We start from the raw sequence: 19,629 nt of genomic DNA, 5'->3' as shown, positions 1-19,629 counted from the left end.
CCGGCGCTTCCATTCAACGCAGCGCGATGGGATTTACGCTACGTTCAAGACGCTTTCCGGAGCGTAGGCTTCGTAGCCGAGCGCTTCGGCGACGGGCCTGTTGGTGACACGGCCCTTGTGGATATTGAGGCCATTGCGCAAGTGCTTGTCCTCGGCAATGGCGCGCAGGCCGCGGTCTGCGAGGGCGAGGCCGTAATAGATGGTGGAATTGTTCAGCGCATGCGCCGAGGTGACCGGAACCGCACCCGGCATGTTGGCGACGCAGTAGTGGACGATGCCTTCGACCTCATAGGTCGGTTCGGAATGGGTCGTGGCATGTGAGGTTTCGAAGCAGCCGCCCTGGTCGATGGCGACGTCGACAATGACGGCACCCTTCTTCATGCCGGAGAGCATTTCGCGCGTCACGAGCTTCGGCGCTGCAGCACCCGGGATCAACACGGCACCGATGACGAGATCGGCGGCAAAGACCTCTTCTTCCAGCGCCTGAATGCTGGAATAGCGCGTGTGGACACGGCCGTTGAAGATATCGTCGAGCTGGCGGAGGCGCGGCAGCGAACGATCGAGAATGCTGACATCGGCGCCGAGCCCTGCCGCCATCTTGGCGGCGTGAAGGCCGACGACACCGCCGCCGATGATGGCGACCTTGGCCGGCAAGACGCCGGGCACGCCACCAAGCAGGATACCGAGGCCGCCATTGGCCTTCTGCAGCGCGGTGGCACCCGCCTGGATCGACAAACGGCCGGCAACTTCCGACATCGGCGCAAGCAGCGGCAGGCCGCCGCGCTCATCGGTGACGGTTTCATAGGCGATGGCGGTGACGCCGGAGGCGATCAGGCCCTTGGTCTGCTCCGGATCGGGCGCGAGGTGCAGATAGGTATAGAGAAGCTGGCCGTCGCGCAGTTGCACCCATTCGGAAGGCTGCGGCTCCTTGACCTTCACGATCATGTCGCACTTTTCGAAAATGTCCTTCGCGGTGGCGGCGATCTTGGCGCCGGCGGCGATATAGGCATGATCATCGGCCCCGATCCCTGCACCCGCTTTGGTCTCGACCCAGACCTCATGACCATGGGCGACATATTCGCGAACGGATGCGGGCGTCAAACCGACGCGATATTCATGATTCTTGATTTCTTTCGGACAACCAACACGCATTTTGCTTCTCCCTGAATGCTTATTCGGTTTGCAACTGTTCCGCTGAGAATGAGACCACCTTCGCGCTGAAATGTCCTTGCAAAGACAATTTGCCGAACCAGCTTTTTTCGTGGATTATTGCGCCAAAGCGAGATTTTTCGAAGGATCTTCGAATGCCTGACATAGACACCATCGATCGTTCGATTTTGCGCGTGCTGCAACAGAACGCCAGGATCACCAATGCCGAACTTGCCGAAAAGGTCGGCCTGTCGCCTTCCGCCTGCTCACGCCGGCTCGACATTCTGGAGAAGGACGGCGTGATCGGCGGCTATCATGCAAGGCTGTCGCACAAGGCGCTGGACTACAAGATGATCGCCATCGTGCACATCTCGCTGTCCGGCCAGTTTGCCAAGACGCTGTCGGAATTCGAAACGGCGGTGAAACGTTGTCCGAACGTGCTCGTCTGCTATCTCATGTCCGGCGAATACGACTATATCCTGCGCGTCGCCGCGCGCGATCTTGAAGATTACGAACGCATCCACCGTGACTGGCTCTCCGCACTGCCGCATGTGGTGAAGATCAATTCCAGCTTCGCGCTGCGCGAAATCATCGACCGGCCGAATGTCGGGCTCTGAGCCTCACGGCCGGCAGAGCTATCGCAGGTCCAGCAGCAAGGCGCGGTGATCGGAGACTTCCGGCTCGGCGACGGCGTCGAATGCAATCACCTCCACCGCCGATGTCACCAGCATATAGTCGGCATAACGCGGCTCCTTGCGATAGTAGGAGGTCCGTGTGTCGCGGTGACCGCGCGAGGTGACGAGGTCGAAAAGCCCGAATGTGCTTAGGGCATCGAAGGTGACGCTCCCCGGCAGGACATTGAAGTCGCCACAGACGACGAGCCTCTCATCGCCCTGGTGAACCTGCCGGATAAGTTCCACCAATGCCTTCGCCTGGGTGTGACGGGCCGGTGTGTCGCCTTTGCCTTCTATATCGCGCAGACCATGCATCTGCGCGATGGTGACGGGGAAACCACCTTCGTAATCGAAGATGCGAATGCAATGGGCATTGCGCGACCGCGGATGCGAACCCCAGCCGTCGGCCGAGAATTCCCCATGTACGAAACCCGAGGCTTGGCCGATGACCGGATAGGATTTGCGCACGAAGGTTGCGAGGCCGAATTCGGACGGGATCAGCCGATCGCCATCGAAGAGATCGCCCCGCGCCGTCGGGCTGAAGAAGGCATCATATGCTGGAAGGGCTGCGCTGATCTCATCGAAGAGATTAGCCCGCTGCGGAAGCTCGACGCCATGATCACGGTAAACCAGCCATTCGGATTGTGCATCTGCAGTGCGCCCGACTTCCTGCAGGCACAGGACATCCGCGTCGATATCGACGAGATATCGCATCAGCGGCTCATGCAGCAGTCCGCCCCAAACATTCAGCGAAACGATGCGCAACGTCATTTCCTCTTTCCCCAAACTCCCGCTCGTCCAGCATGAGAATGCCCGGAATTGCAACATTAAAAGCTGCCGGTCCCGATTCGGAACGGATCGCGTCAATTTTAGCGATCGTTCTAAACACCTTTCAACGCCTGCCTGCTATCGGTGTCATCAGATACAGGCATCGAGGTCAGTTATGCAGCCGATTTCAAAACCGCTCACGGAGAACAATCTGAAAATCAAAGCGAGGCGTTCGCCGCGCAAGCATGCCCGCCTGATGGGTCGGGTCCGATATTTCGCCAAGGCGGTGACCGGCCGCGTCGTCAATATTTCCACCGGCGGCATTGCGCTCGACCTGCAATCACCGATCCATGCCGCCGCCGGCAGCAAGGTCCGTGTCGAATGCGATGAGATCGGCATCCTGGACGGCATCGTGCGCTGGATCCATGGAGGCCGGATCGGCATCGAGTTCGATCCCTCCTCCAACGCGTCGGCTCAGGTTGCTTCCTATTTCCGCTTTTTCCACAAGGAGATACAGCCGGTTCTCAAACGCTGAGGGCTTCTTCGCTCTTTGGCGCCGGCACCACAATAAGCCTGTCATATTCGTGGTGCACACCTTCAAAATTCGTCTTAATCTCCCTCACCCCGAGAGGTGATCGAGGGCTGATAGATTCATTGTTGAAGGAGTGTTTCATGTCTTCCATTCTGGAATTGCCCAGCATGTCGCGCCGTTCGTTGCTGCAGGGCCTTAGCGCCACGGCCGCGCTCATTGTGCTGCATCCTTTTGCGGCCCGCGCCGCCAGCAATCAGGCGCACCTGCGCCTCATGGAAACGACAGACATTCACGTCAACGTCTTCCCTTACGACTACTATGCCGACAAGCCGAACGACACGATGGGCCTGTCGCGCACGGCAACGATCATAGACAACATCCGTGCCGAGGCCACCAACTCGCTGCTGATCGACAACGGCGACGTGCTGCAGGGCAATCCGATGGGCGACTACATGGCCTATCAGCACGGCATGAAGGACGGCGACGTCCATCCGGTGATCAAGGCGATGAATACGCTCGGCTATGAGGTCGGCACGCTCGGAAATCATGAGTTCAACTATGGCCTCGACTTCATGTTCAAGGTGCTCGGCGGGGCGAACTTCCCCTTCGTCTGCGCCAACCTGACCAAGGGTCAGCTCGCTTCCGACCCGAAGAAGGACGATCTGTTCTTCAAGCCGTATCTGATCCTCGAAAAGAAGATCAAGGACGGCGCCGGCAATGAGAATACGATCAAGATCGGCTTCATCGGCTTCGTGCCGCCGCAGATCATGCTCTGGGACATCAAGAATCTCGAAGGCAAGGCACAGACCCGCGACATCGTCGAGGCTGCCAAGGCCTGGGTTCCGGTGATGAAGGAAGAAGGCGCCGACATCGTGATTGCGCTTTCCCACTCCGGCATCGACGGCAGCGGCCCGTCCGACAAGATGGAAAACGCCTCGCTCTACGTCGCCGCCGTTCCCGGCATCGACGCGATCTTCACCGGTCACCAGCATCTCGTCTTCCCTGGTCCGAAGACCTGGGACGGCATCAAGGATGCCGATCCGGTCAAGGGCACACTGCATGGCAAGCCCGCCGTCATGGCCGGCTTCTGGGGTTCGCATCTCGGCCTGATCGACCTGCTACTGGAAAAAGACGGCAAGAGCTGGAAGATCGTAGACTTCACCTCCGAGGCTCGGCCGATCTATCACCGCGACGACAAGAAGAAGGTCATCGCGGATGTTGCCGACAAGAAGGAAGTCGTGGAAGCGGCCAAGGCCGAGCATGAGGCGACGCTGACCTATGTCCGCACGCCCGTCGGCAAGACCTCCGCGCCGCTCTACTCCTATTTCGCACTGGTCGCCGACGATCCGTCGGTGCAGGTCGTGAGCCAGGCGCAGCTCTGGTACATCAAGAATATGCTGAAGGAGACGCAGTATAAGGATCTGTCGGTGCTTTCGGCAGCAGCTCCCTTCAAATGCGGTGGCCGCAACGGCGCCGACTATTATACCGACGTTCCTGCGGGCGACATCGCCATCAAGAATGTTGCCGACCTCTATCTCTATCCGAACACGGTGCAGGCGGTCGTCATCAACGGCGCGCAGGTCAAGAACTGGCTGGAAATGTCGGCGGCGATGTTCAATCAGGTCCAGCCGGGCGCGAAGGATGCGGATCTGATTAACAACAGCTTCCCGTCCTATAACTTCGACGTTATCGACGGCGTCACCTATCAGATCGACCTCTCGCAGCCGCGCCGCTTCGGCGATGACGGCAAGGTTCTGAATGCCGATGCCAACCGCATCCAGAACCTGCAGTTCAACGGCAAGCCGATCGATGCGACTCAGAAGTTCGTGGTCGTCAGCAACAACTACCGCGCCGGCGGCGGCGGCAACTTCCCGGAAATCGCCTCGGATAAGGTCGTCTACCAGGCTCCGGATACTAACCGCGACGTCATCGTCCGCTATGTCCACGATCAGGGCACAATCAATCCGACCGCCGACGGCAACTGGACGTTCAAGCCGCTGCCGGGCACGACGGTCCTGTTCCAAAGCTCACCCAAGGCCAAGGATTTCCTGGCCCAGGTGAAGAGCGTGAAGATCGAAGACGCTGGCGAAGGTACCGACGGCTTCCATAACTTCCGGCTGGTTCTTTAGTCCCGGTCGTTCCCTCTCCCCGCCCCTTCGGCAAGCTCAGGAGCGGGGAGAGGGTTTTCACTCCGCCGCCAACTGCTTTTCGTCCAGATGAAACATGTCGACGGCAGCCTTGAAATCCGCCTGGTTCGGGCATTTTGAAAGGCGCTCGCTGAAGGCTTCGATCATCCAGGCAGCGGCGGGACCGGGAGGATTGTCGAGCTTGTGGACCGCGTAGATCGGATATTCGCTCTGATCGTAGGCATCGAGGGCCAGACGCACCAATCGTCCCTTCTGCAGGTCTTCCACGATGAGCGAAGCCGGCAGCCCACCCCAGCCGAGGCCACCACGCATCAATTGATGCTTGGTCGCGATGTCGCTGACATGCCAGATCTTGTACGACAGGACGTTGAAATCCTTCCCATTCGTGAGACCTGAGGCATCGGTCACGACCAATTGCACCTCGTCTCGCACATCGGCAAGCGTCAACGGCCTTTCGATCTGGGCGAGCGGATGATTGGGCGATGCTACCGGAAGCATGAAGGAGTGACCGATACGCTCGATCACCAGCGAATCGTCCTGATTCGGCACCGCACCACCAATGCCGATCGTCGACTTACCGCTGGCGACGAGTTCCATCATCGTGCCGAGTTCGCCGGTGTCGAGCCGTAGCGAGACGAGCGGGAAGCGATCGCGAAACTCGCTCAGCACGTCGACCGTCGCATTCGTCGGCACCATCACGCTGATGGCCACCGCCACTTCCGCTTCAAGTCCCGCCTTCAAACCTTTGACACGAGCACGCATCACTCCGAGATCGGAGAGAATACGGCGCGCATCCTCCAGCATGGCTCTGCCCGCATCCGTCAGCGTCGGCTGGCGGGAGCCGGAGCGCTCGAACAGCGGCATCTCAAGCTGGGCCTCAAGATTGGCGATCGTGTAGCTGATGACCGATTGCGCGCGATTGAGCGTGCGCGATGCAGCGGAAAAGCTGCCGGATTCGGCAACGGTCAAAAAGACCTGCAACTGGTCGAGGGTCGGATTGGGAAGCATTGGGTGGCCATCCATTCTATCGATAATTCCAATCCATATTATCACAGTTTTTTCGATGGCACTGCAGTCTTATTTCTCTTCTCGAACGATGGTCAGTCTCCCAGCCTGGCTCTCACAACCCTTTGAAAAGGAATAGAATCATGTCCTCCATTCTGCTTCTGACGTCCAGCCCGCGCTCCGACTCGCTTTCCACCAAGATCGCCAGCGAGCTTGCCGACAAGATCAAGGCCCAGAACCCGGGCAAGACGATCGTCCATCGCGACCTCGCCGCCACTGCCCTGCCGCATATCGACGAGCCCTTCACTGCCGCCATCCGCACGCCGGCCGACGCCCGCACGCCCGAGCAGCAGGAACTGATCAAGGTTTCCGACGCGCTCGTCGACGAGCTGCTCGCAGCCGACACGCTGGTCATCGGCACCGGCCTCATCAACTTCAACATCTATTCCTCGCTGAAGACCTGGATCGACAATATCGCCCGCGCCGGCCGCACCTTCACCTACACGGAAACCGGCCCGAAGGGTCTGGTGACCGGCAAGAAGGCTTATATCGTGCTCGCTTCCGGCGGCGTCTATTCCGAAGGCCCGGCCGCTCCGCTCAACCACGCCGTTCCCTACCTGAAGTCGGTTCTCGGCTTCATCGGCATCACCGACGTGGAAACCGTCTATATCGAAGGCGTCGCCTTCGGTCCGGAAGCCGCTGAAAAGGCAATCGGCGCTGCCCAGGCCCGCGCAACCGAGCTGGCGCTGGCCGCCTAAGCCTCCAGCACGATCAATTCTTTGTGAGCGGCCGGTCCCCACCGGCCGCTTTTTTATGTCTCGTTGCCTGCTGCCAGCTCTTTCACGAAGCTCCGCGCAGCCTCCAGAATTTCGCGGGAAAATTCGTCGTCGTTTGCAATACGCGCGAGGCCGACAGCGCCGGTCATCAGGCATGAGGCGATGATGGCGTTGCGCCGCGCTTCCGCTGTATCCGGCTGCGGCATGCGCGCCGTCATCGATGCGATGTTTCTCCGTATTCCTTCCGTCGCGATTGTGCGAACGGCTTCGCCGCTGCGCGCGATATCGGCCGTCAGCGCGGCATAGGCACAGCCTTCACCGCGTTGGTCGCGATGCCGCGTGCTGAGATAATCGTCGGCATAGCTCTCCAGAGAAATATCCGCCGGATCGATCCCCTTCTCTTCCAATTGCCGCCGCCATGACTCCACCGCCACCTGAACGGCTTCGGCCACGAGCTCGTCTCGGGAGGCAAAATGTTTATAGAAGCCGCCGACCGTCAGGCCCGCTTCCTTCATCAGATCGGCAACGCCGATACCCTCCAGCCCCTCCTCCCGCAGGCGCTTGGCGGCAAGCGTCACGATCCGCTCATGCGTCTTCTGCTTCTCCAACTGAGAATGGCCCATCGAAAAATCTCCTCAATCCGTCTTGACGAATTTGGATTATGATCATAATCCTTATAGCGAACGATCGTAATCCAGATCGCCATCAAAGCCAATAGGAGCTACGAACATGCGTCTCAAGAACAAGGTTGCCATCATCACCGGCGGAAACAGCGGCATTGGCCTCGCCACCGCCCGCCTCTTCCTCGCCGAGGGCGCCAAGGTCGCCATCACCGGCCGCAATCCAAAGACCCTTGCCGCTGCCGTTGAAGAGCTTGGCGGCGATGTCCTGGCATTGCAGGTCGACGTCACCGACGTTGCAGCAACTGAGAAAGCTTTCGCCGAAGCGGCTGAAAAGCTTGGTAATTTCGACATCGTCTTCGCCAATGCCGGGATTGCCGGCGAAACCGCCGTCGGAAAGACCACGCTGGAGCAGTTCGAGACGGTGGTGCGCACAAACTTCACCGCCGTCTTCTTCACGGTGCAGGCTGCGTTGCCGTATCTGAACGACGGTGGATCGGTGATCCTGAACGGCTCCGTGCACGCTGTTCTCGGTATCCCCGGCTATTCCGCCTATGCCGGCACCAAGGGCGCCGTCCGTGCCATGACCCGCAACCTGGCATCCGAACTCGCTCCGCGCGGCATCCGCGTCAACCAGGTCACGCCCGGCGCCACCAAGACGCCGATCTGGAATACGAGAGCAATGACGGAAGAGGCTAAGGACGCCCTGGAAGCACGCTTCGGCAGCCTGAGCCCCCTTGGCCGCATGAGCGAAGCCGAAGAGATCGCCAGGGCCGCCCTCTACTTCGCATCGGACGACTCCCGGAACGTCACGGCGATCGAAATCACCGTCGACGGCGGCGCGACCAGCGCTCCGTCAGGTGCCAAGCTTTTCCGTGCGGCGTAACCGCTCTTGGTGAACAGAAAAAGAGAAGGCCGCCATTCGGCGGCCGTTATCGTTCCGGGTTACTGGCCGTTCAGCTCAGACCTGGCGCACCTTTTCGCCATCTCCGAACAGAGACGGGCCGTTCTGATCGATGATCTGCTGCGCCTTGCGGAAGGCCGATTCCACAGCATCGTCCGATGAGGTAAAGACATCGGCGCGGATGAAATTGCGCACCAGCACCTCGCCGTTCACTTCCTTCTCGATCCGGCCCATCAGGCGGAACTGATTGCCTTCGCGCTGCGGCGTCGCGTAGATCGTGCAGCCGTTATGCACCTGCGGCTCAGCGGTGACAGAGGGGCCGCCGGTCTTTTCGGCGCTCGCTGTCGATGCGCTGCCGCCGGTGAAGATCGAGAGAATATTTGACAAGATCGAAGCCATGAATCGCCTTTAGCATGAAGGGCGTGAGGTGGCAAAGTTAAATGATCAGGCTAGCCAGAATGTCGTTCTCGGTGATGTCCTCGTAGCCCATTCCAGCACGTTCGAAATTCTCAACCAGTTTCTTGAAGTTGTCGGGATTCTTGGTCTCGATGCCGATCAGGATGGAGCCGAAATTGCGGGCGCTCTTCTTCAGATATTCGAAGCGGGCGATATCGTCATCCGGACCCAGCAAGTTGAGGAAATCGCGCAGCGCGCCGGGGCGCTGAGCCAGCCGCAGGATGAAGTATTTCTTCAGGCCGGCATAGCGCATGGCACGCTCCTTAACGTCGGGCAGACGCTCGAAATCAAAATTGCCGCCGGAGACGACGGCAACGATCGTCTTGCCGCGAATGCTCTCACGATCCATCGCCTCCAGCGCGGTGATCGCGAGCGCGCCGGCGGGTTCGAGCACGACGCCTTCGACATTCAGCATATCGGTGATCGTCACGCAGATCGCATTTTCCGCGATCAGCATGACCTGCTCGGCCGCAAAATCTTTCAGGGCGGCGAAATTCAGGTCACCGATGCGGCCGACCGCTGCGCCGTCGACGAAATTGTCGACCTTCGCCAGTGTCACCACCTGCCCCGCTTCCATGCTGCGCCTGAGGCTGGGCGCTCCCGCCGGCTCGGCAAAGAGGAATGCCTCCTTGGCGAGGCGATCGGCAAAATAACCGGTGATGCCGGCCGCCAATCCACCGCCGCCGACGGGCAGGATGATACGATCGGGCATGACTCCATCCGGCAGTTGCTCGGCGATTTCGGCCGCGACCGTCGCCTGCCCCTCGATGATATCGGCGTGATCGAAAGGCGGCACCATGACGCCGTCAATATGCTGCACATGTTCGCGCGCCGCCTGGTAGCACTGGTCGAAGAAATCGCCGAACAGCTTAATGGTGATGAACTCCCCGCCGAACATGCGGGTTTTGTCGATCTTCTGCTGTGGCGTCGTGACCGGCATGTAGACCACGCCCGGCACCCCGAAATGACGGCAGACGAAAGCGAAGCCCTGCGCATGATTGCCGGCCGAAGCGCAGACGAATGTCTTGCCGGTACCGCCCGCGGCAATCACCTTGCGGAAGAAATTGAAGGCGCCGCGGATCTTGTAGGAGCGCACCGGCGTCAGGTCCTCGCGCTTCAGCCAAATATCCGCACCGTAGCGAGCGGAAAGATGCTCGTTCAGTTGCAGAGGCGTTGCGAAAAAAAGGCCACGCATGGCCTCGGTGGCATCGAGAACATCCTGCTTGTCCACGGTCTTGGTCCGTTCTTGTTCAATCCGTCTTCGCTATGACACAGGAAAGATGAGTAAAGAAAGCCTGTTTAGCGCGGTTTCTGACCTGTCTGAACGATATTCCAGCAATCGCGGGATTGCGGCACCTGATCGCACATCCCCCAATTCTGCGAATTGACAGCGCCGCCTTGCCTGCCTCCAATGGAGACAGCCATCATGATGATGGTTAGAGGCCCGCTCTAGCCCCGTTCACCCGGTGCCAGCGGGCTTCGCCTGATTATACGGACCCCGTATAATCCACATGCACTTGTGAACCTTCTCAGAGGGCGACGAGTCGATCGAGCCAGAACCATCCGAACGTTGCAGGATAGCCATGCTCTCGACCCAGTAGGCAGCGGCCATCGCAAGAGCGTCCAGCCGGTCGTCATGGGCAAAGCCGGACTTGGCACACCACCTAGAGATATGGAAGGCTAGACGGCTCTTTTCTTTGGTTCGCGTCATGCACTTCAAGCTTCGCGTCTTGATCGAAGAGTATTTTTGCAAGCAGCTTCGTGATTTCGTCGGCATCGCCGCCAGAGTTAAGAAGCTCATCCCGAAGCTTGTTTGCCTTCCGGATGTTGTCGAGCTTCGCTGAAATCTCACTTTGCCTAGCTTTACCAGCCTCTGCTGTGCGTTTCGCAAATTCTGGCCGAAAATACAAAGTACGGTCAAGTACTGCCCTTCCGATCCCTACGGGAATGCTCTTCAAGACAGCCCAAATGTCGAATGGATTGGAGAACGTTATCTGATCAACGACGACTGACGTGCCGATATCTTTCATATATGGTATTTGAAGATTATGGGTTGCCTCGCAGGCATAATAAAAAAGCTCCAAAGCCAATATATTCAGCTCAATATCTTGAGGGAGTAACGCCCCTGCCGCTGATTTCTTGGTGTCCATACTAATGTGTACAACGGCCATCACTTTCCCCATTGAGGTAGTTTTCGCATATTCTTACCAACATGCCGGCGTACGGTCAAAATCCGTTGCGGCCGGAGAAGAAGATTTGCCCTTCTGCTCCAGCCTTAGATTTATCAAATGTTAATCCAGCCAGACGACTGCTGGATTGCTCCGGGAGCTTGCGCAGAGCTTCTTTCCTTATGGCCTCACGCCATTCCCCATCAGCCTTCGCCGCCCTTTGCCAAGCCGGTTGTGCCAGTTCGTTTTAAAACATTCCCTTGACTGAATCGTTCAAGTGCTTGAAGGGGAAAGGCACGCGGACGTGGCGAAACTGGTAGACGCAAGGGACTTAAAATCCCTCGGCCTTAGGCTATACGGGTTCGACCCCCGTCGTCCGCACCAAAGACAAAATTCCAATACGCTCCGACGAAAAAAGGCGCAGCTTTCACCGCGCCTCTCCCCAACGATAGACGAAGATCGAATTAGGCGACTAGCTTGGCCGCGATCTTGGCGACGTGGGCGCCCTGGTACTTTGCGGCTTCCAGTTCGATTTCCGAGGGCTGGCGGGAGCCGTCGCCGTTGGTGATCGTGGATGCGCCGTAGGGCGAGCCGCCCTTGACTTCTTCCGTGCCCATCTGGCCCTGGAAAGCATAGGGAAGGCCGACGACGGCCATGCCGTGGTGCAGAAGGGTCGGGATGAAGCCGAGGATGGTTGATTCCTGGCCGCCGTGCTGGGTCGCCGAAGAGGTGAATACCGAGCCGACTTTGCCAACCAGTTTGCCGGCAAACCACAGGCCGCCGGTCTGATCCCAGAAATTGCGCATCTGCGACGTAACCGTGCCGAACCGCGTGCCCGAGCCGACGATGATGGCGTCATATTCTGCCAGTTCTTCCGGCGATGCGATCGGCGCTTCCTGATTGAGCTTGAAGTAAGAAGCCTTGGCCACTTCTTCCGGTACCAGTTCCGCTACGCGCTTGACGGTCACCTCGGCGCCGGTGGATTTCGCGCCTTCAGCGACTGCATAGGCCATCTTCTCAATGTGACCATAGGATGAATAATAGAGAACCAGAACCTTAGTCATGAATATCTCCAATTGTTGGACGCGTTGATTTTCGGGGTGATTTGTACCAGCAGGCACACGAAGGCGCAGCCCCTGCAACTGGAACGCACTGTTCACGCGATGAAGACGAAAATTCACTTGCGGTTGCTTTTTCCATGGCGGCCAAGCAACGAAAACGTCAGTTTGCATTCGCCGCAAACGGCGCTACCTATTTGAAACGCTTTTTCGAACGCGCCACTGCGCAATTCCACGGATAATTTCGATGACCAATGAAACCATTGTCACCGCCGCCATGCTGGCCATCGGCGACGAACTGCTCTCCGGCCGGACGAAAGACAAGAATATCGGCCATCTCGCCGATGTCATGCTGCTGGCCGGCATCGATCTGAAGGAAGTCCGTATCGTCGCCGACGACGAAGACGCCATCGTCACCGCGCTGAACGCCCTGCGCGGCCAATATGATTACGTCTTCACCTCCGGCGGCATCGGCCCGACGCATGACGACATCACCGCCGATGCGATCGCCAAGGCCTTCGGCGTGCCCTGCGAACACGATGCAGAAGCGATGCGGCTGATGGCGGAGATGTATGCGCGGCGCGAGATGGAGTTCACCGAGGCCCGCCAGCGGATGGCGCGCATGCCGGTCGGCTCCAAGCATATTGCCAATCCTGTTTCGACCGCGCCGGGCTTCAACATCGGCAACGTCTATGTCATGGCCGGTGTGCCGCAGGTTTTTCAGGCGATGCTTGACAATGTCGTCCCGACCCTGCGCACCGGCACCCGCATGCTTTCGGCGGCGATTTCCTGCCCTTACGGCGAAGGCGAGATCGGCACGCCGCTCGGCGCCATCCAGAAAGCTCATCCGGATACCAGCATCGGATCCTACCCCCGCTATGTCGGCCAATTCTTCTCGACCGAAATCGTCGTGCGGGCTCGCACCGTCGAACTGGTTGAAAGTGTCGCGGCGGAGGTGCGCGCCATGATCGAAACGATAAGGCAGGCGAAAGCAAAGGAAAATCAGTCCGCTGAGGCATGACGTTCAGCAAGTGCTTTTAGCCCGTGAGGGAACCGTGGTCATATCGGCGCATTATTATCAGGCGGAACACTGATATAATGGAGCGATAAGGACCTTTCCTCATGGGAGATCACGTCATGCCCTATAAGACTATTCTGGTCATACTCGATACCCCCGACAATACGCGTGTGGCGGTCGATTTCGCCGCCGCGTTCGCTCAAGAACATGGCGCTCATATTGTGGGTCTGCATGCGGAAATCGTCTCGGCCGTGCCGCTGGTTGCGCCGATGGAAATCCCCGATCCGGTCGCCGTGCAGGCTCTGCAGGACATGGCGCACAGCCAGGCCGTCGAAGTCGAGCGGCTGTTCCGTGCCAAAATGGAGCGCGAAGGCCTCGCCTATGAATGGCGCAACTTCGCAAGCACTGTCGGCTATGGTTCGGAGCCGCTGATGGAAACTGCGCGCAGCGCGGATCTGCTGGTTGCCGTGCAACCCGATCCAGCCAGATCTTCGGACTCGCATGTCGATGTCGAAAGCTTCCTGTTCGAAAGCGGTCGTCCCGTGCTGCTCATTCCCTACATCTTTACCGAGCCGAAACCGATCCATCGCGTGTTGATTGCGTGGAATGGATCGAAAGAAGCGGCCCGCGCAACCTTCGATGCTCTGCCGTTTCTGAGGACTGCCGATTCCGTCGAGGTTTTTTCAGTCGACACGTCTGACAGTTCCACGCATTCGCCCAAGGAGACCGGCGTCGAGATCACGGCCACGCTCGTCCGGCATGGCATTCGCGCCAGACTGGAAACGGCGATGTGCGGCGGCAAGACGCCATCGCAGGTCATCGAAAACCGCCTCGCCGACGACAGCATCGATTTGCTCGTCATGGGTGCCTATACACATTCCTGGCTCTGGCAGTTGATCTTCGGCGGCACGACGCGGACGCTGTTGCAATCGATGACGGCGCTGACGCTGCTGGCGCGCTGACACGCAGCCTTGCGGGATAGGCGGCTCTTGCCTTTTGGCCGCAAATCCAGCAGAAAGCAGCGACCGATGAGAGAATTCCCGCCAGGGAACCCATTCGCGTGGTTCGTGAAGCATTGTCCCTAAAGTCCAAAGCTTTTTTTGGCGGGGCATGTTCGATCGGAGAGCCGGCGAATCGCGTTTCAGGATTTGGTCCATGGTCCGCGCCCGTCGCGGGGTCTGCTCAGGGTCGCCGGCTGCGCCGGTGCGTTGTTATCTTCTGCGTCCCGGAGCCTTTGAGCCATGTCCCTCCCCGATAAAGCCTTTCCCGTATCCTGGGATCAGTTCCATCGCGATGCCCGCGCCCTTGCCTGGCGACTTGCCGGACTCGACAGCGAGTTCAAGGCAATCGTCTGCATCACGCGCGGCGGCCTCGTCCCCGCTGCCATTATCTCGCGCGAACTCAATATTCGCCTGATCGATACCGTCTGCGTCGCCTCCTACCACGACTATGCCAACCAGGGCGAAATGAACCTGCTCAAAGGCATCACGCCGGAATTGACGGTCGATGGCGGCGAAGGTGTGCTTGTCGTCGACGACCTGACGGATACCGGCAAGACTGCCGCTGAAGTGCGCACCTTGCTGCCGAAGGCGCATTTCGCCTGTCTCTACGCCAAGCCGAAGGGCGTGCCGACCATCGACACCTTCATCACTGAGGTTAGCCAGGACACCTGGATCTATTTCCCCTGGGACATGGGCTTCACCTATCAGGAGCCGATCGCCAAGGGTCATCGCGGCTGACCCGTCATAGGGCTTCACGCGAATCAGTTGTGATTCTGCTGGGTGTGCCAAAACTGGACACAGGCATCAGCAATAGAGGTGGGCGCTCCGGCGCCCACTATATTTAGTAGTTGGCGAGATACCAAGATTTCGTGGGATTCAAGGCCTTCCGCGCGAATCATGAGGGGTTGCTGCATGCTTTTGCCCCTCTGCCAATGGCTTGGAAGTCACGGTCACAATATTGTCGTGTTTATTTCCGTTGCGGGTAGCGTTCGCCTCATAAGCGGTCGCGCGAAGAGCGAACAATTTCGGCCAAGCGCTTGAATCTTAGAGACTCCTGGCGTTTCCCCAATTTCCACAGGCAAGCCCACAAGATATTGTGGTTAAAAATCCGTCGCAAACCACCCCTTGACGGAATCGGGTCTTTCAAAGTTAATGACTGACGTTGCGGCGGCAACTGGACCGGGCAGAATTACGGGGGCTGGTCCTTAACTCGAAATCGGATTTGGATTCAGGGCGATGCATCATGATCGATGGCGCCATGGAGGCTTTTTGTGCCGATGTCGATGCTGCCAAAAAAAGACATGCGGGGACTGGCGGCAATAAGCTGTTAATACTATATTTAGTGTTTGCAGCCACCATCACCACAAGATACAGGCAAGACATCTCCGGATGACACCTCCTGTCAGAAGCGGATTGAACACTGGCTGCGCGCTGAAACCGCGAAGCCAGATCAGGATTTTTGCGCCTCGTTACGAGGACGGGCGCCAACGAATTGAGGTATGGGATCATGCGCATCGAACGTCGATTTACGAAGGCCGGCCAGTCACCCTATGCGGAGATCGAATTCCGCAAGGCGACGAGCGAGATCAAGAACCCTGACGGTTCGATCGTTTTCCGCCTCGAAAACATCGACGTGCCGGCGCAGTTCTCGCAGGTTGCCGCCGACATTCTGGCGCAGAAGTATTTCCGCAAGGCCGGCGTGCCTGCCAAGCTGAAGAAGGTCGAGGAAAACGACGTTCCTTCCTTCCTGTGGCGCTCCGTGCCCGATGATGCGGCCCTGAAGGATCTGCCGAAGGAAAGCCAGACCGGCTCCGAAACCGATGCGCGCCAGGTCTTCGATCGTCTCGCCGGTACCTGGACCTATTGGGGCTGGAAGGGTGGCTATTTCTCCTCCGAAGAAGACGCTTCCGCCTTCCGCGATGAGCTTGCCTACATGCTCGCCACCCAGCGCGTTGCTCCGAATTCGCCGCAGTGGTTCAACACCGGCATGCATTGGGCCTATGGCATCGACGGCCCCGGCCAGGGCCATTTCTATGTCGATCCCTTCACGGGCAAGATCACCAAGTCCAAGTCGGCCTACGAACATCCGCAGCCGCATGCCTGCTTCATCCAGTCCGTCGAAGACGATCTCGTCAACGAAGGCGGCATCATGGACCTCTGGGTACGTGAAGCGCGTCTCTTCAAATATGGCTCCGGTACGGGCTCCAACTTCTCGCTGCTGCGCGGCGAAGGCGAAAAGCTGTCCGGCGGCGGCCGTTCTTCCGGCCTGATGAGCTTCCTGAAGATCGGCGACCGCGCTGCCGGCGCCATCAAGTCGGGCGGCACGACGCGCCGCGCCGCCAAGATGGTTGTCGTCGACATCGACCATCCGGATATCGAGGAATATATCAACTGGAAGGTCAAGGAAGAGCAGAAGGTTGCTGCCCTCGTCACCGGTTCGAAGATCGTTGCCAAGCATCTGAAGGCAATCATGAAGGCCGCCGTCAATTGCGACGGCGACAATGACGATTGCTTTGACCCGGCTAAGAACCCTGCCCTGAAGCGCGAAATCCGCGCTGCCAAGAAGGATCAGGTTCCGGAAAACTACGTCCAGCGCGTCATCCAGTTCGCTCGCCAGGGCTACAAGGATCTCGAGTTCAAGACCTATGACACGGACTGGGACTCGGAAGCCTACCTCACCGTTTCCGGCCAGAACTCCAACAATTCCGTCTCCATCAAGGACGACTTCCTGCGCGCTGTCGAAAACGATGGCGACTGGAACCTGACCGCCCGCAAGGACGGCAAGGTCGTCAAGACCGTGAAGGCGCGCGAGCTGTGGGAATCCATCTCCTATGCCGCTTGGGCATCGGCCGATCCGGGCCTGCACTTCAACACGACGATGAACGACTGGCACACCAGCCCGGCCGCCGGCCCGATCCGCGCGTCCAATCCGTGCTCGGAATATATGTTCCTCGACGATACGGCCTGCAACCTCGCTTCGCTGAACCTGATGACCTTCAAGGATGCGGCGACGAAGCGCATCAACATCGGCGACTACGAGCATGCCGTCCGCCTTTGGACCGTCGTTCTCGAAATCTCGGTCATGATGGCGCAGTTCCCGTCGCGCCGCATCGCAGAACTCTCTTACGAATACCGTACGCTCGGCCTCGGCTATGCCAATATCGGCGGCCTGCTGATGTCCTCCGGCATCCCCTATGACAGCGACGAAGCCCGCGCCATCGCCGGCTCGCTGACCGCGATCATGACCGGCATCGCCTATGCGACCTCGGCCGAAATGGCATCCGAACTCGGGACCTTCCCGATGTTCAAGCCGAACCGCGAAAACATGCTGCGCGTCATCCGCAACCATCGTCGCGCTGCTTACGGCGAGACCTCGGGCTATGAGAGCCTGTCGGTCAATCCGGTGGCGCTGATCCATAGCCACAATCCGGACCAGGACCTCGTCGCCCACGCCAAGGCTGCCTGGGACCAGGCTCTGAGCCTCGGCGAACAGCACGGCTACCGCAATGCCCAGGCAACCGTTATCGCGCCGACCGGCACGATCGGCCTCGTCATGGATTGCGACACCACCGGCATCGAACCGGACTTCGCCCTGGTGAAGTTCAAGAAGCTCGCCGGCGGCGGCTACTTCAAGATCATCAACCGCGCCGTTCCGGAAGCACTGCGTGCACTCGGCTACTCCGAAAGCCAGATTGCCGAGATCGAGGCCTATGCCGTCGGTCACGGTAACCTGAACCAGGCGCCGGCCATCAATCCTTCGACGCTGAAGGCCAAGGGCTTCACCAATGAGAAGGTGGAGGCTGTCAACGCCGCGCTGAAAAGCGCCTTCGACATCAAGTTCGTCTTCAACCAGTGGACGCTCGGTGCCGACTTCCTGAAGGGCACGCTGAAGGTTTCCGACGAGCAACTGGCTGACATCAGCTTCAACCTGCTCGACCATCTCGGCTTCTCCAAGAAGGATATCGAAGCAGCCAACATCCATGTCTGCGGTGCGATGACGCTGGAAGGCGCGCCGTTCCTCAAGAACGAGCATCTCGCCGTCTTCGATTGCGCCAATCCCTGCGGCAAGATCGGCAAGCGCTACCTCTCGGTCGAAAGCCACATCCGCATGATGGCCGCCGCCCAGCCCTTCATCTCGGGCGCCATTTCCAAGACGATCAACATGGCCAACGAAGCAACCGTTGAGGATTGCAAGAACGCCTACATGCTCTCCTGGAAGCTCGGCCTGAAGGCGAATGCGCTTTATCGTGACGGCTCCAAGCTCAGCCAGCCGCTGAACGCCTCGCTGATCGACGACGACGATAACGAGGATGCAATCGAAGAACTGCTGCAGGCCCCGGCTGCTGCTCAGGCCGTCACCGTCACCGAAAAGATCATCGAACGCGTCATCGAAAAGGTTGTCCGCAGCCAGGAAAAGCTTCCGGGTCGCCGCAAGGGCTACACCCAGAAGGCCAAGATCGGCGGACACACCATCTTCCTGCGCACCGGCGAATATGATGATGGCCGTCTCGGCGAAATCTTCCTCGACATGAACAAGGAAGGTTCGGCGCTGCGCGCCTTCATCAACAACTTCGCCATCTCGGTCTCGCTCGGCCTGCAATACGGCGTGCCGCTCGAAGAGTATGTCGATGCCTTCACCTTCACCAAGTTCGAGCCGGCCGGCATCGTCACTGGCAACGACGCGATCAAGAACGCCACGTCGATCCTCGACTACGTGTTCCGTGAGCTTGCCATCTCCTATCTCGGCCGCCACGATCTTGCTCATGTCGACACCTCGGACTTCAGCAACACCGCCCTTGGACGCGGCGTATCGGAAGGCAAGGCGGATGTCGTCTCCAAGGGCCTGACCCGCGGCTACAAGCCGACGCTGGTGCCGACATCGGGCGAGCGCCAGGCAGGCGAAGTCAAGGGTTCGGCCACGGCCGCTCCTGCCCGCGCCTCTTCGGGTGCGACGATCACCTCCATCGCCGGCAATACCGCGCGCAAGCTCGAACCCGCCGGCGCCATCTCCACCTCGGAAGTCGTTGCCTTCAAGCGCGACTATGAGGAACGCGCCAAGGAGCTGGCCGAAGAGATCGCCGAGGAACTGGCAAACGAAACCGCCGAAGCCTCCACCGCCCTCTTCACCGACAAGGCGGCAGATGAAGCGGCAACGGCAAAGACGGAAGCCAAGAAACTGGAATCCGAACGCCGCGCCCGCTCCATCATGCAGGGCTACACCGGCAACATGTGCACGGAGTGCCAGAACTTCACGATGGTTCGGAATGGAACTTGCGAGAAGTGCGACACTTGCGGCGCGACGAGCGGGTGCAGCTAAGCATTCGCCTAAGCTGTAGTGACGTGAGAAACCGAA

At 59.1% G+C, this 19,629-nt stretch carries 18 protein-coding genes and 1 tRNA gene; 11 read left to right on the top strand and 8 right to left on the bottom strand.

Annotated features, from left to right (window positions below):
* Window positions 1-33: 33 nt before the first annotated feature.
* Window positions 34-1,152 (bottom strand): alanine dehydrogenase, encoded by a 1,119-nt coding sequence (gene ald / locus C9E91_RS08495; protein ID WP_107107857.1) that lies wholly within the window; start codon window positions 1,150-1,152, stop codon window positions 34-36.
* A 152-nt stretch (window positions 1,153-1,304) separates the two neighbouring features.
* On the opposite strand from ald, the gene C9E91_RS08490 reads away from it, so the two are divergent.
* Window positions 1,305-1,766 (top strand): Lrp/AsnC family transcriptional regulator, encoded by a 462-nt coding sequence (locus C9E91_RS08490; protein ID WP_107107856.1) that lies wholly within the window; start codon window positions 1,305-1,307, stop codon window positions 1,764-1,766.
* Window positions 1,767-1,784: 18 nt separating this feature from the next.
* Here the strand turns inward: C9E91_RS08490 and C9E91_RS08485 are convergent, their stop codons facing one another.
* Window positions 1,785-2,594, bottom strand: coding sequence for an endonuclease/exonuclease/phosphatase family protein (locus tag C9E91_RS08485; RefSeq protein ID WP_181316040.1), 810 nt, complete (start codon window positions 2,592-2,594; stop codon window positions 1,785-1,787).
* Window positions 2,595-2,766: 172 nt separating this feature from the next.
* Between C9E91_RS08485 and C9E91_RS08480 the strand changes: the two genes are divergently transcribed.
* The gene (locus C9E91_RS08480) at window positions 2,767-3,126 is read left to right on the top strand and encodes a PilZ domain-containing protein (RefSeq protein WP_107107855.1); all 360 of its coding nucleotides are present in this window, start codon (window positions 2,767-2,769) and stop codon (window positions 3,124-3,126) included.
* A gap of 137 nt (window positions 3,127-3,263) precedes the next feature.
* Complete coding sequence (locus tag C9E91_RS08475) at window positions 3,264-5,252, top strand: bifunctional 2',3'-cyclic-nucleotide 2'-phosphodiesterase/3'-nucleotidase (protein ID WP_107107854.1); 1,989 nt, start codon at window positions 3,264-3,266, stop codon at window positions 5,250-5,252.
* 57 nt (window positions 5,253-5,309) lie between these two features.
* Here the strand turns inward: C9E91_RS08475 and C9E91_RS08470 are convergent, their stop codons facing one another.
* The gene (locus C9E91_RS08470; RefSeq protein ID WP_107107853.1) at window positions 5,310-6,278 is read right to left on the bottom strand and encodes a LysR family transcriptional regulator; all 969 of its coding nucleotides are present in this window, start codon (window positions 6,276-6,278) and stop codon (window positions 5,310-5,312) included.
* Between the two features lie 140 nt (window positions 6,279-6,418).
* On the opposite strand from C9E91_RS08470, the gene C9E91_RS08465 reads away from it, so the two are divergent.
* Window positions 6,419-7,033: an FMN-dependent NADH-azoreductase gene (locus tag C9E91_RS08465; protein WP_107107852.1), complete on the top strand. Its 615-nt coding sequence runs from the start codon at window positions 6,419-6,421 to the stop codon at window positions 7,031-7,033.
* Between the two features lie 53 nt (window positions 7,034-7,086).
* Here the strand turns inward: C9E91_RS08465 and C9E91_RS08460 are convergent, their stop codons facing one another.
* Window positions 7,087-7,674, bottom strand: a complete 588-nt coding sequence (locus C9E91_RS08460; RefSeq protein ID WP_107107851.1) for a TetR/AcrR family transcriptional regulator — start codon at window positions 7,672-7,674, stop codon at window positions 7,087-7,089.
* Window positions 7,675-7,780: 106 nt separating this feature from the next.
* Between C9E91_RS08460 and C9E91_RS08455 the strand changes: the two genes are divergently transcribed.
* Complete coding sequence (locus C9E91_RS08455; protein WP_107107850.1) at window positions 7,781-8,557, top strand: SDR family NAD(P)-dependent oxidoreductase; 777 nt, start codon at window positions 7,781-7,783, stop codon at window positions 8,555-8,557.
* A gap of 75 nt (window positions 8,558-8,632) precedes the next feature.
* Here the strand turns inward: C9E91_RS08455 and C9E91_RS08450 are convergent, their stop codons facing one another.
* The 3 genes from C9E91_RS08450 to C9E91_RS08440 all read right to left on the bottom strand — a co-directional run bounded on the left by C9E91_RS08450 (window position 8,633) and on the right by C9E91_RS08440 (window position 11,202).
* Window positions 8,633-8,974 carry an HlyU family transcriptional regulator gene (locus tag C9E91_RS08450; protein ID WP_107107849.1) on the bottom strand — a complete coding sequence of 114 codons (342 nt, stop codon included), beginning with the start codon at window positions 8,972-8,974 and terminating at the stop codon, window positions 8,633-8,635.
* 37 nt (window positions 8,975-9,011) lie between these two features.
* Complete coding sequence (ilvA, locus tag C9E91_RS08445) at window positions 9,012-10,262, bottom strand: threonine ammonia-lyase (protein WP_107107848.1); 1,251 nt, start codon at window positions 10,260-10,262, stop codon at window positions 9,012-9,014.
* A gap of 433 nt (window positions 10,263-10,695) precedes the next feature.
* Complete coding sequence (locus C9E91_RS08440) at window positions 10,696-11,202, bottom strand: hypothetical protein (RefSeq protein ID WP_107107847.1); 507 nt, start codon at window positions 11,200-11,202, stop codon at window positions 10,696-10,698.
* A 295-nt stretch (window positions 11,203-11,497) separates the two neighbouring features.
* On the opposite strand from C9E91_RS08440, the gene C9E91_RS08435 reads away from it, so the two are divergent.
* A tRNA-Leu gene (locus tag C9E91_RS08435) sits at window positions 11,498-11,583 on the top strand.
* 80 nt (window positions 11,584-11,663) lie between these two features.
* On the opposite strand, the gene wrbA is transcribed toward C9E91_RS08435, so the two are convergent.
* Entirely contained in the window at window positions 11,664-12,263 is a 600-nt protein-coding gene (gene wrbA / locus C9E91_RS08430; RefSeq protein WP_107107846.1) for an NAD(P)H:quinone oxidoreductase type IV, read from the bottom strand.
* Between the two features lie 241 nt (window positions 12,264-12,504).
* Between wrbA and C9E91_RS08425 the strand changes: the two genes are divergently transcribed.
* The 5 genes from C9E91_RS08425 to C9E91_RS08410 all read left to right on the top strand — a co-directional run bounded on the left by C9E91_RS08425 (window position 12,505) and on the right by C9E91_RS08410 (window position 19,593).
* Window positions 12,505-13,278 (top strand): competence/damage-inducible protein A, encoded by a 774-nt coding sequence (locus C9E91_RS08425; RefSeq protein ID WP_107107845.1) that lies wholly within the window; start codon window positions 12,505-12,507, stop codon window positions 13,276-13,278.
* Window positions 13,279-13,394: 116 nt separating this feature from the next.
* Complete coding sequence (locus C9E91_RS08420; protein WP_107107844.1) at window positions 13,395-14,237, top strand: universal stress protein; 843 nt, start codon at window positions 13,395-13,397, stop codon at window positions 14,235-14,237.
* Window positions 14,238-14,516: 279 nt separating this feature from the next.
* A complete protein-coding gene (gene gpt / locus C9E91_RS08415) occupies window positions 14,517-15,014 on the top strand; it encodes a xanthine phosphoribosyltransferase (protein WP_107107843.1) in 498 nt (165 codons plus the stop codon).
* Between the two features lie 505 nt (window positions 15,015-15,519).
* Window positions 15,520-15,669: a hypothetical protein gene (locus C9E91_RS19770; protein ID WP_181316039.1), complete on the top strand. Its 150-nt coding sequence runs from the start codon at window positions 15,520-15,522 to the stop codon at window positions 15,667-15,669.
* A 114-nt stretch (window positions 15,670-15,783) separates the two neighbouring features.
* The gene (locus C9E91_RS08410) at window positions 15,784-19,593 is read left to right on the top strand and encodes a vitamin B12-dependent ribonucleotide reductase (RefSeq protein WP_107107842.1); all 3,810 of its coding nucleotides are present in this window, start codon (window positions 15,784-15,786) and stop codon (window positions 19,591-19,593) included.
* Window positions 19,594-19,629: the final 36 nt, after the last annotated feature.

Origin of the sequence: Rhizobium sp. SEMIA4064 (assembly GCF_003025035.1) — a bacterium.
Lineage (GTDB): Bacteria > Pseudomonadota > Alphaproteobacteria > Rhizobiales > Rhizobiaceae > Rhizobium > Rhizobium paranaense.
The sequence above is the reverse complement of the archived record's forward strand: the minus strand, read 5'-3'. Positions and strand labels throughout refer to the sequence as shown.